The following is a 16051-nucleotide window of genomic DNA, read 5'->3' on the forward strand; positions in this document are numbered from 1 at the left end:
CATGGTACGTTGCAACAAATGTGGGCGCTGGCAAGGCGAGTCGTCGCACCGCAGCTACCACATTTGTTGCAACGCGCCATGGTCTGACAGATAGGCGTCGCCAGCCTTGGTGGCCCGGCGAACAATCTGGGTGTAGCCACGACGTGCCAGCTATCAAGCCCCCCGCGAAGCCTCCAGCGCCTGCGCCAGATCCGCCAGGATGTCATCGCTGTGCTCGATACCAATCGACAACCGCACCATGTCACGCGGCACACCCGCCTTTTCCAACTCGTCATCATTCAACTGACGATGCGTAGTAGACGCCGGATGACACGCCAGCGACTTGGCATCACCAATGTTCACCAAACGCACCACCAGCTTCAATGCATCGATGAACCGCGCTCCAGCCTCCTGGCCACCCTTGATCCCGAACGACAGGATCGACGCAGGCTTGCCTTCGGTGTAACGCACCGCCAAGGCATGCTCCGGATGATCCGGCAGGCCGGCATACTTCACCCACGCCACCTGCTCATGCGCCTTGAGGTAGTGGGCCACCTTCAACGCATTCTCGGTGTGCCGCTCCATGCGCAAGGCCAGGGTCTCCAGGCCCTGCAGGATCAGGAACGCATTGAACGGCGACAACGCCGCCCCGGTGTTGCGCAACGGCACCACGCGGCAACGCCCAATGAACGCCGCCGGGCCAAAGGCCTCGGTATAGGTCACGCCGTGGTAGGACGGGTCGGGGGTGTTGAGCAAGGCAAACCGCTGCTTGTGCTCGGCCCACGGGAACGTGCCCGAATCGATCACGATGCCACCAATGCTGGTGCCGTGCCCACCGATGTACTTGGTCAGCGAGTGCACCACCACGTCAGCACCATGCTCGAACGGCCGGCACAGGATCGGCGTGGCCACGGTGTTGTCGACAATCAGCGGCACGCCATGGCGGTGCGCCGCATCGGCCAACGCTCGCAGGTCGACGATGTTGCCGGCCGGGTTGCCGATCGACTCGCAGAACACTGCCTTGGTCTTGTCGTCGATCAGCGCTTCCAGCGCAGCAATGTCGTCATGCGCGGCAAAGCGGGTCTGGATGCCGTAGCGCGGCAAGGTGTGCGCCAGCAGGTTGTAGGTGCCGCCATACAGCTTGGCCACCGAGACGATGTTGTCGCCGGCCTCGGCCACGGTCTGGATCGCGTAGGTGATGGCCGCCATGCCCGATGCCACCGCCAGCGCACCGACACCGCCCTCCAGGGCCGCCATGCGCTGTTCCAGCACGTCGTTGGTGGGGTTCATGATGCGGCTGTAGATATTGCCCGCGACCTTCAGGTCGAACAGGTCGGCCCCATGCTGGGTGTCGTCGAAGGCAAACGAGGTGGTCTGGTAGATCGGCACCGCAACCGCTTTGGTGGTCGGATCGGGGCTGAAGCCCGCGTGGATCGCCAAGGTTTCCAGCTTCATGAGGCAGTCGTTCCTTGAAAGGTCATGGGGAGCCAGAGCATGCGCGGCCAGCGAAGCCAAGGTCAAGCCTTGCACCTTCGGGCGCTCGAACCGAAAATGCCGGTACTTTCGCGCAGCAGATCAGCCAGGCCGCACTGGCACGCGTGCCGCCACCGGACCGCAGCGCCGCCACGCCAGCCACCGGCGATTGAGGTAAGCTGGCCAACCTGTTCACCCTTGTGTTCCCCACGCCCCGGCCCTGCGCCACCGGGCGCCGCCTTGCCGATTGGAATCCCGATGCAACCTACACGCAAACTCCTCCGACTCGCGCCCCTGCGCGCCGATGTCCTGGCCGGCCTGACCACCGCCTTCGCCCTGGTGCCCGAGTGCATCGCCTTTGCCCTGGTCGCGCACCTCAACCCGCTGATGGGCCTGTACGGCGCCTTCATCATCTGCACCCTGACCGCGCTGTTCGGCGGGCGCCCGGGCATGGTCTCCGGCGCCGCCGGCTCGATGGCCGTGGTGATCGTTGCGCTGGTGGTGCAACACGGCGTGCAGTACCTGCTGGCCACGGTGTTGCTGGGCGGGTTGATCATGCTGCTGTTCGGCCTGCTACGCCTGGGCAAGCTGGTGCGCCTGGTGCCGTACCCGGTGATGCTCGGCTTCGTCAATGGCCTGGCGATCGTCATTGCGCTGGCCCAGCTCGAACACTTCAAGGACGGCCAGCTGTGGCTCGCTGGGACGGCGCTGTACCTGATGCTGGGCCTGGTGGCGCTGACCATGGCGATCGTCTACGTGCTGCCGCGCCTGACCCGCAGCGTACCCCCCGCGCTGGTGGCGATCCTGGGTGTGGGCCTGCTGGTGTACCTGTTCGACCTGCCCACCCGCACCCTCGGCGACATGGCGCACATCGCCGGCGGCTTGCCGATGCTGGCGCTGCCGCAACTGCCGTGGAGCCTGCAGACCCTGTATATCATCGCCCCCTACGCGGTGCTGATGGCCATGGTCGGCCTGCTGGAAACCCTGCTGACGCTCAACCTCACCGATGAGATCACCGAAAGCCGCGGCCATCCCGACCGTGAGTGCGTCGCCCTCGGGGCCGCCAACATGGTCTCGGGGCTGTGCGGTGGCATGGGCGGTTGCGCCATGATCGGACAGACCGTGATCAACCTCAGTTCTGGCGGGCGCGGGCGCCTGTCCGGCGTGGTGGCCGGGCTGATGGTGCTGATGTTCGTGCTGTTTCTGGCGCCGCTGATCGAGCGCATCCCGCTGGCGGCGCTGGTGGGGGTGATGTTCGTGGTGGCGCAGCAGACCTTCGCCTGGGCTTCGCTGCGGGTGCTGCACAAGGTCCCGGTCAACGATGTGCTGGCCATCGTGGCGGTCACGCTGGTGACGGTGTTCACCGACCTGGCCATGGCCGTGCTGTTCGGCATCGTCATCGCCGCGCTGAACTTCGCCTGGCAGCAGGCGCGCGAACTGTACGCCGACAGCAGCCTCCAGGCAGACGGCAGCAAGCTCTACCGTGCGCACGGCACCTTGTTCTTTGCCTCGGTCACGACGTTTCTGAACCAGTTCAGCCACGCCGACGACCCGGCCGAGGTCACCCTGGACTGTGCACACCTGCGGGTGGTGGACTATTCGGCGATTGCCGCCATCAAGACCCTGCGCGAGCGCTACGCCAAGGCCGGCAAGCACCTGCGCGTGGTGCACCTCACCGAGCGCTGCAAGCAACTGCTCAAGCGTGCGGGGGTGCCGCACGCTTGATCAGCCCTGCTTCTTGATGATCGCATCGGCAATACTCGCCGGCGCCTCGGCATACTTGGTGAACTCCATCGTGTAGCTGGCCCGGCCCTGGGTCATCGAGCGCATCTGCGTGGAGTAGCCGAACATCTCGCCCAGCGGCACCTCGGCGCGTACCACCTTGCCGGCCGGGGTGTCTTCACCTTCCTGGATCAGCCCGCGGCGCCGGCTCAGGTCGCCAAGGATGTCGCCCTGGTACTCCTCGGGCGTCACCACCTCGACCTTCATCACCGGTTCCAGCAGTACCGCAGCGCCTTTTTGCGCCAGCTGCTTGGTGGCCATCGACGCCGCCACCTTGAACGCCATCTCGTTGGAGTCGACGTCATGGTACGAGCCATCGAATACCGTGGCCTTCAGGCCGATCAATGGGTAGCCGGCCAGCACGCCGTTCTTCATCTGGTCCTCGATGCCTTTCTGGATCGCCGGGATGTACTCGCGGGGTATCACGCCGCCGACCACTTCGTTGACGAACTCCAGGCCTTCCTTGCCCTCGTCGCCGGGGGCGAAGCGGATCCAGCAATGCCCGTATTGCCCGCGCCCACCGGACTGGCGCACGAACTTGCCCTCGATCTCGCAGGTGTTGCGGATCTTCTCGCGGTAGGCCACCTGCGGCTTGCCGACGTTGGCCTCGACGTTGAACTCGCGTTTCATGCGGTCGACGATGATGTCCAGGTGCAGCTCGCCCATGCCGGAAATGATGGTCTGCGCGGTTTCCTCGTCGGTGCGTACCCGGAACGACGGGTCTTCCTGGGCCAGCTTGCTCAGGGCGATGCCCATTTTTTCCTGGTCGGCCTTGGTCTTGGGCTCTACCGCCACCGAGATCACCGGGTCGGGGAAGTCCATGCGTTCGAGGATGATCGGCTTGTTGATGTCGCACAGGGTGTCGCCGGTGGTCACGTCCTTCATGCCGATGAGTGCGGCGATGTCGCCGGCGCACACGGCCTTGATCTCGGCGCGCTGGTTGGCGTGCATCTGCACCATGCGCCCCACGCGCTCCTTCTTGCCCTTGACCGAGTTGAGCACCGCATCGCCCGAGTTCAACACCCCTGAATACACCCGGGCAAAGGTCAGCGTACCGACGAAGGGGTCGGTGGCGATCTTGAACGCCAGGGCCGAGAACGGTTCGTTGTCGTCGGCGTGGCGCTCCAGGTGCTTGTCTTGGTGGTCGGGGTCGGTGCCATTGATCGAGGCGATTTCGGACGGGGCAGGCAGGTAGTCGATCACCGCGTCGAGCATCAGCGGCACGCCTTTGTTCTTGAACGACGAGCCGCAGATGGCGGGCACGATTTCGTTGGCCAGGGTGCGCTTGCGCAGGCCGGCCTTGATTTGCGCGTTGCTCAGCTCCTCGCCGTTCAGGTACAGCTCCATGAACTCGTCGTTGGCTTCGGCGGCTGCCTCGACCATGTGCGCACGCCACTCGTTGGCCAGCTCCTGCAGGTCTGCCGGGATCTGTTCTTCGCGATAACTGGTGCCATTGTCGTCGTCATTCCAGTAGATGGCCTTCATCCGGAGCAGGTCGATCTGCCCGATGAAGTGTTCTTCGGCGCCGATCGCCAGCTGGATCGGTACCGGGTGGTGGCCCAGGCGCTTGTCGATCTGCTTGACCACGCGCAGGAAGTCGGCGCCCTGGCGGTCCATCTTGTTCACGTAGGCCAGGCGCGGCACATGGTATTTGTTGGCCTGGCGCCAGACGGTCTCGGACTGCGGTTCGACCCCGTCGGCGCCGCTGAACACCACCACCGCGCCGTCGAGCACGCGCAGCGAGCGCTCCACCTCGATGGTGAAGTCGACGTGGCCGGGGGTGTCGATGATGTTGAAGCGGTATTTGTCGGGGAACTGCTTGGTCGAGCCTTGCCAGAAGGCGGTGGTAGCGGCGGAGGTGATGGTGATGCCGCGTTCCTGTTCCTGGGCCATCCAGTCCATGGTGGCGGCACCGTCGTGCACTTCGCCCATCTTGTGGTTGACCCCGGTGTAGAACAGGATGCGTTCGGTGGTGGTGGTCTTGCCCGCGTCGACGTGGCGACGATACCGATATTGCGGTACAGCTCGATGGGGGTGGTGCGCGCCATGGTCGTTCACCTGTGCAAGCGGCGGGCAGCCTGTGGCCCGGGTTCTTCCAGTTAAGCAGAAGAATGCGCAGGTGCCGCTACCGGTCGGCGCGCGTGTTCAGACCTCTACGGTGTAGCTCAGGCCCAGCTCGTCGCCGGGTACGCCGCGGATGCCCCAGTTTTCGCGTGGGGTCTCGAACAGGGTGATTTCGATGTCCTGGGGGTGGATGCCGGTATGTTCGCCGATGCGCTGGAACAGCTGACGGATCAGGTCTTTTTTCGCGGCGGTGCTACGGCCTTCGAACAGGCTGATCTCGATGATCAGGTAGTGTTGCGAGCGGTCCTGCGGGTAGAGGAAATCGGCGGGGTCCAGGGCGATGTAGCGCTGGAAGCGTTTTTCCACCGGGTACTGCAGGGCGTTCATGACGGCGCCGTGGATGGCGTCGGCGAGGGCGCCGCGGTGTTGGTCGAGGGTGGTGCGCAATCCGTAGATCTTGATCTGGGCCATGGCAACGATCCGTGTAGGGCGGGGGGAGTGCATCGTGGCGGATGGCCCTTTCGCTGGCAAGCCAGCTCCCACAGGGCCCGTCGTGATCTCGCCATCACCGCTGTGGCTGTGGGAACTGGCTGGCTAGCTCCTTCATGGCCAATTGTGATCTCGCCATCACCGCTGTGGCTGTGGGAACTGGCTGGCTAGCTCCTTCATAGCCAATTGTGATCTCGCCATCACCGCTGTCACTGTGGGAGCTGGCTTGCCAGCGAAGAGGCCCCGGAGGTTACTCAGACCTCGGTCCAGCGCCCATCCCCCGCGTTCGACTGCACGCACGCTTCGATGAAGGCCATGCCGCGCACGCCGTCCTCGGCGGTGGGGCACAGCAGCGACTGGGCACTCGGTGCACGCTGCTCGCGACGCGCCATGATGCGCTCGGCCGCTTCGCTGTAGATGTTGGCGAACGCCTCCAGCAAGCCTTCCGGCTGCCCCGCCTTGATACGTGTCGACAACTTCGCCGACTCGCTCAGCCACGCCTCGCCACGGCGCAGGATCTGGTGCGGCTGGTCCTGATGGCGCAGTTCGAGGCGGTCCGGCTCTTCCTGGTGCCAGTAGATCGAGCCGGTCGAACCGAATACCCGCAGCTGCAGGCCATGGCGGTGGCCGGCGGCGACGAAGCTGGCCCAGAGCATGCCGCGTGCGCCGTTGGTCAAGCGCAGCTTCACGTGCGCGTTGTCGTCCGACTGGCGCCCTGGCACCAGTGTGCTCAGCTCGGCCGAGACCTGGCTGACCTCCTGCCCGCTGACAAAGCGCAGCAACTGGTGCGCATGCACCCCCACATCGGCCAGCACCGACGACGCCCCGGCCTGTGCCGGGTCGGTGCGCCAGGCCAGCGCCTTGACCCCCTGCTGTTCCAGCGGGTGGGTGCCGAATGCACTGGCGTGCTCCACCTGCACCAGGCGCACCTCGCCGATGGCGCCACGGGCGATCAGCTCACGGGCTTCACGCACCAGTGGGTAGCCACTGTAGTTGTGGGTCAGCAGGTGCAGCGCCGGGCCCCTGCGTGCGCGCTCCAGCAACTGGTGCGCCTCGGCCAGGCTGGAGGCCAGCGGCTTGTCGCAGATCACGTCGATGCCCTGGTCGAGAAATGCCAGGCTGGCCGGCACGTGCACGGTATTGGGCGCCATGATCGCAACCGCTTGCACACCGTCAGGGCGTGCCGCTTCGGCACGGCCATGCTCTGGTGGTCGGCATACACCCGATCAGGCGCCACGCCATAGGCCTGGGCGGCCGCGTGATTGCGCGCCGGGTCGCGGGCAAACACGCCGGCCACCAGCTCGAAGTGGCCGTCCAGTTGTGCGGCATAGCGGTGGGTGGCGCCGATCGAGGATTCCAGGCCACCGCCGACAAAGCCCAGGCGCAGACGTTGGCTGGGGTTGGCGACGGTCTTCATGGCAGGTCTCCTTGCGCGGTGCGCTGCAGGTGGGCGAAGTGGCGGATGGCAAGCGCGTAGCCATGGGTGCCGAAACCCGCCAGCACGGCCGTGGCCACCAGCGATACATAGGAGTGATGACGGAACGCTTCGCGGCGGTGCACGTTGGAAATGTGTACCTCGATCACCGGCACTTCGGCGGCGATCAGCGCGTCGTGGATCGCCACCGAGGTGTGGGTCCAGGCGCCGGGGTTGATCACGATGCCGGCCACCCGGCCACGGGCCTGGTGGATCCAGTCGATCATCTGGCCTTCGTGGTTGGTCTGCTGGAACTCGATGCTCAGTTCCAGCTCGGCGCCGGTGCCTCGGCACAGGGTTTCGACATCCGCCAGGGTTTCGCGGCCATAGACTTCGGGCTGGCGCAGGCCCAGCATGTTCAGGTTGGGGCCGTTGAGTACGAGCAGGGTGGGCATGGGCGGGTTTCCGTTCAAGTAAGGTGCGGGGGGGGCGTCGCTGTCAGAGCTGCTGGATGTTCACCGTGTGGCCAGTGCGCGCGGCTTCGCCGATGGCGTCGATGACCTGCAGGTTGCGCAGGCCGTCGCGCACGCTGACCAGTGGCTCGGCGTGGCCGCGTATCACCTGGCAGAAATGCGCCAGCTGGCGTGCCAGCGGGTCGGCCTCCTCGAGGCTGGCGGTGGTGCACTGGAACGGCCGCCACCACGAGCGTTGCTCGTCGCGGGCGTAGTATTTCAGGCGCATGGTCGGGATCGACAGCGAACCCTGGGTACCGGCCAGCACGTAGCAGTCTTCGTCGGCGTAGCTGGGGTAGTCGAGGTTTTCCCGTGCGGTCTGTTCCCAGCTGCGCGCGCAGGCCGCCGTGTCGGAAAGCATGAAGGTGCCCAGTGCACCACTGGCAAAGCGCAGGCTGATGGCAATGCTGTCCTCCACCGCAAAGCCGCGGGTGGCATTGGAGGCCTGGGCTTGCACGGCGACGATCTCGCCGCACAGCGAGCGCAGGTTGCCGATCTCGTGGATCAGGTTGATCAGCACCGGGCCACCCCCGGCCTCGCGGCGCCACGGGGCGGCGTCGAAGTAGTCGTCGGGCTTGTAGAACAGGGCACTGCCCATCACCGCCACCAGGTTGCCGAGCAGCCCCTCGGCGATCACTTCGCGGGCCTTGTGCAGGATCGCGCTGTGGGCGCGGTGGTGGCCGACCAGCAAACGAGCACCGCGCTGCTCGGCGATCGCGAGCAGGCGCTTGCCTTCTTCAAGGGTATGCGCCACCGGCTTTTCGATCAGCGCCGGTACGCCGCGCGCGACGCAGGCCAGCGCACCCTCGACATGCAACTGGTTGGGGGTGGCGAGAATCACGCCGTCAGGCGTTTGCGTGGCGAACAGGCTGGCGAGATCGGGGTACAGCGGCACGTCGCAGGCCTGCGCCAGTTCGGCAGCGGCGGGGCATGGGTCGACGATGGCGGCCAGGGTGCACGCGGCGCTGGCCTGGATCAGTTCGATATGGCGGCGGCCGATCAGGCCGGCACCGGCAACGGCAAGGCGGATTGCAGTCATGGTTCTCACTTTCTTGTTCTTGGACGAAGCAGGTTTGTGAGAGGCTAATAAAAAAGCGCCAGGAGATAATCAGGCCAAATGAAGAATCAGAATGCGCTGATAGCGAATAATGAGCCGCTGCTGCGCGACCTGCAGTTGTTCTGCGAAGTGGCGCGCCGCTCCAGTTTCATCGCGGCGGCGACCGAGACCGGGCTGTCACCGGCGCATGTGAGCAAGCGCATTGCGACCCTTGAGACGATGCTGGGGGTCAAGCTGTTCAACCGCACCACGCGCCGGGTCAACATCACCAGCGATGGCGAGGCGGCGTTCGCCTGGGCGCAGAAGATTCTCGAGGATGTCGGTGCCATGCTCGACGCGCTGTCGGGCGGGCAGAGCGAACCGCAGGGCACCCTGCGCGTGTGTACCAGCCTGCGCCTGGGGCGCGAGCATGTGGCGCCGATCCTGTCGTTGCTGCGTCGCCAGTACCCGGCGCTGGAGGTGTGGGTGGAGCTGCTGGACCGGCGTGTCGACCTGATCGCCGACAACTTCGACATCGACGTGCGGGTCGGCGAGGTACAGGAGAAGCACCTGATCGCGCACCGTATTGCCAGCAGCTCGCGAGTGCTGGCGGCGGCGCCCGACTACCTGGCCCGGCGCGGGCAGCCACGGGTGCCGGCAGACCTGGCGCAGCATGACTGCCTGTTGTTCCGCAGCCGTGACGATCGTTTCGGGGTGTGGCGCCTGGTGGGCCCGAATGGCGCCGAGACGGTCAAAGTCACAGGCCCCATGGCCTCCAACCACAGCGATATCGTGCGCCAGTGGGCGCATGACGGGCACGGCATCATCATGGCGTCGCGCTGGGATGTGGCGGCGAGCCTGAACAGCGGGGCGCTGGTGCAGGTGCTGCCGGGGTACTACCAGCCGGCAGACATCTGGGCGGTCACGGCAGTGCGCTCGTCAAGTTCGGCCAAGGTGCGCAGTTGTGTGGCGTTCTTGCGCGAGCAACTGGCGCAGGGGCCGTATGCATTGGGCGGCATGACGCAGGATTAGCCGGGGCTGGCGCCTGTAGGAGCCAGCCTTGCTGGCGAAGGCAGGCGCCTCAGAACCAGCGGTCGTTACGCTTGCGCCCGCGGCTCAGCGCCGGCAGGATCAGCCCTGCCAGCAGGCCCGCGCCGGCGATGCCGCCGCCGTACACCATATAGCGCATCAGCACCTGCTTGTTCTCGTCGCCCAGGCGCGCCTGGGTATCACGCAGTTGCGACTGCGCGTCGCCCAGCTCTGCGTTCAACGCCTTGCTGCGCGCCTCCAGTTCATCGATCAGCGCCTTGCGCGAGTCCAGCGTCTCCTGCATGCCCTGCACGCGGGCTTTCCAGGTGTCGTCGATGCCCTTGAGCTGCTCGCTCAACTGCGTCACCTGCTCGGTCAGTTGCGGCACGCGCTCGGCTTGCCCGGGCACCGTCTGCAGGTCGCTGTTGCTGATCCATACGGTATCTCCCGACTCGCCGCGTACCTGGCTGTAGTTGCCCTGGCTGGACAGCAGGGTGACCTTTTGCCCGGACTTGAGGTTGCCGACGATGCGATGGCCATCGGTGGGGCCGCTGCGCACGTAGGTGCTCAGGCTGTCGCTGACCCAGCGCTGATTGTCCTCTGCCTGGGCCTGGCCGCACACCAGGATAAGGCCGCCGAGCAGGCCAGGAATAAGAGAGCGCCGTGCGCGAAGCTGAAGAGATGGGGGCATGGTGGTCTTCTTGAAAACAGAAAAAATGAAACACACAGACCGTTTTTTTGGCGTTTGGGTTCACTACAACAGCCAGGCTGCTTTCGGGGTGTGTTAGCGGAAATTTCCGACTCTGAGTGAGGCGCGCTCCGATAGGGCGGCCTTGGGCGCTGGGAATAGTCTTACAGCGCTTGAACACCGGATGTTTCTTCCCACGTTTCTGGAGTCTTCCCATGGTTGCTATTCGCACCGCCAAACCCCTGGCCTCTGGCGCTCTGGTGGTCACCTTGATGGCCGCGCTGGCTGGCTGCGCCGGTGTACCGGTGCCCACCGATCAGGTCGAGCTGAGCCGCAACGCGGTCAGCCGCGCAGTGACTGCCGATGCCACGCAGTTCGCCCCCGCCGAGATGAAGTCTGCCCAGGACAAGTTGTATGGCGTCGAGCGCGCCCTGGGCGAGAAGAACTATACCGCGGCCCGCACCCTGGCCGAACAGGCCGAGGCCGATGCCAACCTGGCCGAACGCAAGGCTCGGGCAGTCAAGGCGCAGCAGCAGTTGCAGAGCGCCCACCAAGGTATCGAAGTGCTGAAGCAGGAAATGCTCCAGGCCCCCGACACCCTCATCAACACGATCACTCCATGAGAATCCCTGTCATGCGTATCAAACCCCTGTTGCCTGTTCTGTCCGTACTGGCTGTGTTTGTCGTCGGTTGCACCAGCACGGCTGAACACCCCGGCCTGGTCGAGGCCCGCGAAGATTTCAGCGTGCTGCAGAGCAAACCGGAATCCAGCCGGCTGGCCGCACTGGAAACCAAGGACGCCTTCAACGCGCTGGGCAAGGCCGAGCTGCTGTCGATCAAGGACCGCAAGGCACCGCAACTCGACCAGCTGAGCTACCTGGCCCGCCAGAAAATTGCCGTGGCCGAACAGACCATCGCCTTGCGCCAGGCCGAGGCCGGCCTGCAAGGCATCGAAGCGCAGCGTACCCAGGCCCGCCTGGATGTGCGTACTGCCCAGCTCAAGGCATTGCAGCAACTCAAGGCCAAGCAGACCGACCGCGGCACCGTGGTCACCTTTGGCGACGTGCTGTTCGATACCGGCCGTGCCGAGCTCAAGGGCGGCAGCCAGCGCAACATCGAGCAACTGGCCGAGTACCTGCGGGCCAACCCGGAGCGCAAGGTGCGGGTCGAAGGCTTCACCGATTCGACCGGCGCCGATGCCTTCAACCAGCAGTTGTCGGAGCAGCGTGCTGCGGCGGTGGCCAATGCCTTGCGCCGTCAAGGGATACAGGCCCAGCGTGTGATCAGTGCCGGCTATGGCAAGGCGTACCCGGTGGCATCCAATGCCAGCGCGCAGTCGCGCCAGCTCAACCGACGCGTTGAAGTGATCATCTCCCACGGCGACACTGCTGTCGGCGGCCGCTGAGCGCTACAGCAACCCACTGAGTAACCAGTACAGCCCGCCCGACAGCAGCATTGCTGCGGGCAGGGTCAGCACCCAGGCCATCGCCAGGTTGGCGATGGTCCGCATCTGCAGGCCCGATCCGTTGGCCACCATGCTCCCGGCCACCCCGGATGAGAGTACATGGGTGGTCGAGACGGGCAAGCCGTACATGTCTGCGGCACCGATGGTGCACATTGCCACCAACTCGGCCGAGGCACCCTGGGCGTAGGTGAGGTGGGTCTTGCCGATCTTTTCGCCGACGGTCACCACGATCCGCCGCCAGCCCACCATGGTGCCCAGGCCCAGGGCGATGGCCACGGCGATCTTGACCCACAGCGGGATGAAGCGCGTGGCATCGTCGATGCGCCCCTTGAACACCTGTACCTGGCTGGCCGTGGCTGCGTCGAACCCGCCATGCTGATGGCGTTGCATCAGGCGGATGGCTTCGCTGGTCAGGTACATGTCGTTGCGCACGTTGGCCATGGCCTCGGCCGGCACCCGTGTCAGCGAGCCGTAGCCTTGCACTTCGTCACCGATCAGGCCGGCCAGTGCACCCAGCGCCGGCACCAGCTCGGCGCTGGGTTGCTGTTCGCGCAGGTACAGGGTGAGGGTGGCGCGCGGGTCCAACGGGGCGGGGTGCGACGAGTGGCGCTGCAGTGCCTGCTGGGTGACCTGCGCCACCTCGGCGAATTGCAGCGATTGTTCGGCCGGCATGGTGCGGTTCAGTGCGTAGGCCATGGGCAGGGTGCCGACCAGGATCAGCATGATCAGGCCCATGCCTTTCTGGCCATCGTTGGAGCCGTGGGCGAACGACACGCCGGTGCAGGTCAGGATCAGCAGGCCGCGAATCCACCAGGGCGGTGGCGTCTCGCCGACTGGGGCCTGGTACAGGTCGCGCCGTTTGACCAGCATGCGCAGGGCCACCAGCAACAGCGCGGCGCAGGCAAACCCGACCAGTGGCGAGAGCAGCAGCGAGTAACCGACCTTGCTCGCCTGCGACCAGTCCACGCCACTGCTGCCGTCGCGTCCATGCATCAGCGCGTTGGCCACGCCCACGCCGATGATCGAGCCGATCAGGGTGTGCGAGGACGAAGCCGCAGCCCCAGCCACCAGGTGCCCAGGTTCCAGATGATGGCTGCCAGCAGCAGGGCGAAGACCATCGCGAAGCCGGCTGCTGAGCCCACCTGCAGGATCAGCTCCACCGGCAGCAGCGCAATGATGCCGAATGCCACCGCGCCGCTGGAAAGCAGCACCCCGAGGAAATTCCAGCACCCCGACCACACCACGGCGAACTGTGCCGGCAGCGAGTGGGTGTAGATCACCGTGGCCACGGCGTTGGCGGTGTCGTGAAAGCCGTTGACGAACTCGAAGCCCAGCGCAATCAGCAATGCCACGCCCAGCAGCACGAAGGGCGTCCAGGTGGTGACCACGGTGCCGGCCGCGTCGATGTCGCGAAACAGGCTCCAGGCGGTGTACACCAGGCCGCCGAGCAGCAGGCTGACAAACAGGGTGATCGTGGCGCGGCCCGAGCGGGCAGCCGGTTGGGATAGCGCGTCGCGCGCACCCGCTGGGGCGAGGGTGGCGCTGGTCGGGGTGGTCATGCTGACGGGTCCGGTAGGTTGAATTCGTGCCTGGCGCAGTCAGCATAAAAACCCTGGGTGATGGCATAGTGATTTCGGTCAACGAAAACGGCGGTTGGGCGACTAAGCTGATAAAAGACCGGGAAGGAGAAGACGCATGATTCGCTGCAAGCGTGCTTATGAGCCGGCGGCGCCGGAGGATGGCCAGCGCGTGCTGGTGGACCGGTTGTGGCCGCGCAACCGGCGCAAGGATCAGCTGGCGTTGCTGGCGTGGTTGCCGCAGGTGGCGCCGTCTGCGCAGCTGCGCCAGGCATTTCATGCGCACGCGATGGCGTTCGACGAGTTTGCCCAGCACTATCGCGCGCAGCTTGCGGCGCAGCCGCAGCACTGGTGGGGGTTGCTGGACAAGGCGCGCAGCGGCACGCTGACGCTGGTGTATGCGGCCAGGGATGAGCGGCACAATAACGCCCAGGTGCTGGCCGGGTGGCTGGAGGATGAGCTGGAGCGCCACGGGCCGGGGAGTTCGCCGGTTTGCTATGCGGACCTGCCCGGCCCTACAGTGTGAGGCAACACCGCCAACCTTGTCGCAGCGGGCTTGAGCCGCGATGGCCGGCGCAGCAGGCGCCTCTCACCGAATGCTTGAAATGAACCTTGACCTGATCCCCGCCACCGAGCAGCACCTGACCTTCGCCCGTGACCTCACGCGCCGCGCCATGCTGGGGTATTACCGCGAGTTCGACCTGCTGTGGATGGAAGAAGCCTTCAACCAGGCCTGGGGCTGGCGCGAGCAATGGCTGGTGGTCGATGGCGAACGAGTGCTGGGCTTCTGCAGCCTCAGCCAGGACAGCCGCGCACTGTACATCCGCGAACTGCACCTGATCGAAACTGCACGCGGCCACGGTGTCGGCAGCTGGGTCCTGGAGCAATTGCCGGCCTGGGCCCGCACGCGCCGGCTGGGGCTGCTGCGCCTGACCGTGTTCAAGAGCAACCCGGCCCAGGCCCTGTACCAGCGCCACGGCTTTGTGGCCCAGGGCGAGGACGAGTGCTTCGTGCGCATGCAGCGGGCTAGCGACCTGCACGCTGCAGGCACAGCTGGCCCGGCAGCGCAGCGCCCACTGCCACGCGCTTGACCTGCACTGCACAGCCCTGGCGCAACGTGGCATCGAGCAACACACCTTGCAGGGGCAGCAGATCACCGATCAGCAGGTTTTGCAGCAACGGCTTGCCCTCGAAGCGGTTACTGCCCAGTAACACCTGCTCCAGCCCCTCGACGCGTACCACCGCCTTGCCCGCCCGGCCCAGGGTATTGCCGCCCAGGATCAACGGGCCCGCCAGCGGCTGTGCGTTGCGCAGGCTGATGGCGTACTCCGGGGTATTGCCAATGCGGTTGTTGACCAGCACCACGCGGGACACTTCGCTGGCATCCACCGCGCTGCCCTGGCTGTTGCCGATCAGGTTGTCCTCGATCAGCAGTGCCTGCGCGCCCTTGAGGTTGCGCAGCAGTACGCCGTTGCCGCGGCTGTCGCCGATACGGTTGCCGGCCAGCAACAGCGCGCCTTGCTGGTCGCTGATTTCGATGGCGGCCTTCTGCGTGCCCAGGATCAGGTTGTGCTCCAGCAGTGCACGGGTGTGGCCGCGCAGGCGGATGCCACTGTTGTTGTCGACCCCGCGTAGCTGGTTGTGGGCGATGTGCACCTGGCTGTCACGTACGTCGATAGCGTATTGCTGCGAGCCCTCGAAGCGGCTGCGCTCGACCCGCCCCTGGCTGTGCTGCAGCTCCACCGCCGAAAGCTCGCTGATGTGGCTGTCGCGGATCAGCACGCTGGCCGGGCGCGTGGTTGCCGGCTGCTGGCTGCTCAGGGCGGTGCTCAGGCCGCGCGACAGGTTGGCGTTGTAGCCCAGGCGGTTGAGGCTCGAGCCGATCACCTGGGTGTGGCTGCCGGCCCAGGCCACCACGAACGGCCGCCAGGCACGCTCGGTATTGCCCGCCTGGGCGCCGGCCACGCTTTCCAGGCGCGACTGGTTCAGGCCCAGCCAACCCTGGTTGATCACGGCCGTGCCTGAATAGCTGTACAGGTAGAGGCTGGTGCCTTCGAGCACCAGGCCACCATCGCTGGCAATCATCAACGGGTAGCTGAGCAGGTAGCCGTCCTTGTAGCGCTTGAGCACCCGTGCATCGCCGAGAGTATCGGCCAATTGCGCCAGGGTAATGCTGCCGCCGCGGATCAGCACCGCCTGCGGGTGGTGCGCCTGGTAGCCGGCCACCGCACGGAACAGGCCATTGTTGACGAACGGCTCGAACGGCCAACTGCCCCCCTGGGCCGAGAACATTGGCTGCAGGCTGACGCTGGCCCGCCCGGCTGGGCGCGACCGCGGGGCCAGGCTCAGCGCCACTGCCGCACGGGTATCGGCCTGCAGTTGATGCAGTTGCGCCTGGTACTCGCTGTCGGCCACCGCCGTCAGGGCCTGTTGCAGTGGCAGGCTCTGGCTGGCGGCCTGCACCACGCCGGCGAGGCTTGCCAGGAGCAGGCCGGCAAGGCAGTTGAAGGGCGAAAGACAGGTTCGATGGGCCATGACGGGCA

Annotated in this window: 14 protein-coding genes and 2 pseudogenes; 6 read left to right on the forward strand and 10 right to left on the reverse strand. The window is 65.8% G+C overall.

All coding sequences use genetic code 11. The features are described 5' to 3' along the window. Positions 1–153: 153 nt before the first annotated feature. Positions 154–1434 (reverse strand): bifunctional O-acetylhomoserine aminocarboxypropyltransferase/cysteine synthase, encoded by a 1281-nt coding sequence (locus G3436_RS04780; protein ID WP_163941890.1) that lies wholly within the window; start codon positions 1432–1434, stop codon positions 154–156. A 276-nt stretch (positions 1435–1710) separates the two neighbouring features. On the opposite strand from G3436_RS04780, the gene G3436_RS04785 reads away from it, so the two are divergent. Further along, a complete protein-coding gene (locus G3436_RS04785) occupies positions 1711–3177 on the forward strand; it encodes a SulP family inorganic anion transporter (protein ID WP_163941893.1) in 1467 nt (488 codons plus the stop codon). On the opposite strand, the pseudogene fusA reads toward G3436_RS04785, so the two are convergent. The 6 genes and pseudogenes from fusA to G3436_RS04810 form a co-directional block, all read right to left on the reverse strand. Then, a pseudogene (fusA, locus tag G3436_RS04790) lies at positions 3178–5282 on the reverse strand (elongation factor G). It abuts the gene before it with no gap. Positions 5283–5379: 97 nt separating this feature from the next. Further along, positions 5380–5769 (reverse strand): tautomerase family protein, encoded by a 390-nt coding sequence (locus tag G3436_RS04795; RefSeq protein WP_163941896.1) that lies wholly within the window; start codon positions 5767–5769, stop codon positions 5380–5382. Positions 5770–6041: 272 nt separating this feature from the next. Beyond that, positions 6042–6938: a Gfo/Idh/MocA family protein gene (locus G3436_RS04800; RefSeq protein WP_243667013.1), complete on the reverse strand. Its 897-nt coding sequence runs from the start codon at positions 6936–6938 to the stop codon at positions 6042–6044. Then, the gene (locus G3436_RS27335; RefSeq protein WP_243667014.1) at positions 6875–7204 is read right to left on the reverse strand and encodes a hypothetical protein; all 330 of its coding nucleotides are present in this window, start codon (positions 7202–7204) and stop codon (positions 6875–6877) included. The genes G3436_RS04800 and G3436_RS27335 overlap by 64 nt, the downstream gene beginning before the upstream one ends. Next, positions 7201–7656, reverse strand: coding sequence for a type II 3-dehydroquinate dehydratase (gene aroQ / locus G3436_RS04805; protein WP_163941899.1), 456 nt, complete (start codon positions 7654–7656; stop codon positions 7201–7203). Before aroQ ends, G3436_RS27335 begins: the two co-directional genes overlap by 4 nt. 43 nt (positions 7657–7699) lie before the next feature. Beyond that, entirely contained in the window at positions 7700–8752 is a 1053-nt protein-coding gene (locus tag G3436_RS04810) for a Gfo/Idh/MocA family protein (protein WP_163941902.1), read from the reverse strand. A 78-nt stretch (positions 8753–8830) separates the two neighbouring features. Between G3436_RS04810 and G3436_RS04815 the strand changes: the two genes are divergently transcribed. After that, positions 8831–9781, forward strand: coding sequence for a LysR family transcriptional regulator (locus G3436_RS04815; RefSeq protein ID WP_163941904.1), 951 nt, complete (start codon positions 8831–8833; stop codon positions 9779–9781). Positions 9782–9830: 49 nt separating this feature from the next. On the opposite strand, the gene G3436_RS04820 is transcribed toward G3436_RS04815, so the two are convergent. Then, the gene (locus G3436_RS04820; RefSeq protein ID WP_163941907.1) at positions 9831–10469 is read right to left on the reverse strand and encodes a TIGR04211 family SH3 domain-containing protein; all 639 of its coding nucleotides are present in this window, start codon (positions 10467–10469) and stop codon (positions 9831–9833) included. Positions 10470–10681: 212 nt separating this feature from the next. Between G3436_RS04820 and G3436_RS04825 the strand changes: the two genes are divergently transcribed. After that, the gene (locus G3436_RS04825) at positions 10682–11089 is read left to right on the forward strand and encodes a DUF4398 domain-containing protein (protein ID WP_163941910.1); all 408 of its coding nucleotides are present in this window, start codon (positions 10682–10684) and stop codon (positions 11087–11089) included. An 11-nt stretch (positions 11090–11100) separates the two neighbouring features. After that, entirely contained in the window at positions 11101–11871 is a 771-nt protein-coding gene (locus G3436_RS04830; protein ID WP_163941913.1) for an OmpA family protein, read from the forward strand. A gap of 3 nt (positions 11872–11874) precedes the next feature. Here G3436_RS04830 and G3436_RS04835 read toward each other — a convergent pair. Further along, a pseudogene (locus G3436_RS04835) lies at positions 11875–13490 on the reverse strand (inorganic phosphate transporter). A 136-nt stretch (positions 13491–13626) separates the two neighbouring features. Between G3436_RS04835 and G3436_RS04840 the strand changes: the two are divergent. Next, positions 13627–14034 carry a DUF488 domain-containing protein gene (locus tag G3436_RS04840; RefSeq protein WP_163941917.1) on the forward strand — a complete coding sequence of 136 codons (408 nt, stop codon included), beginning with the start codon at positions 13627–13629 and terminating at the stop codon, positions 14032–14034. 79 nt (positions 14035–14113) lie between these two features. Next, entirely contained in the window at positions 14114–14599 is a 486-nt protein-coding gene (locus G3436_RS04845) for a GNAT family N-acetyltransferase (RefSeq protein ID WP_163941920.1), read from the forward strand. On the opposite strand, the gene G3436_RS04850 is transcribed toward G3436_RS04845, so the two are convergent. Then, positions 14535–16043 carry a right-handed parallel beta-helix repeat-containing protein gene (locus G3436_RS04850; protein WP_163941924.1) on the reverse strand — a complete coding sequence of 503 codons (1509 nt, stop codon included), beginning with the start codon at positions 16041–16043 and terminating at the stop codon, positions 14535–14537. The genes G3436_RS04845 and G3436_RS04850 overlap by 65 nt on opposite strands. Between the last annotated feature and the right edge of the window lie 8 nt (positions 16044–16051).

Origin of the sequence: Pseudomonas brassicae (genome assembly GCF_010671725.1) — a bacterium.
Taxonomy (GTDB): domain Bacteria; phylum Pseudomonadota; class Gammaproteobacteria; order Pseudomonadales; family Pseudomonadaceae; genus Aquipseudomonas; species Aquipseudomonas brassicae.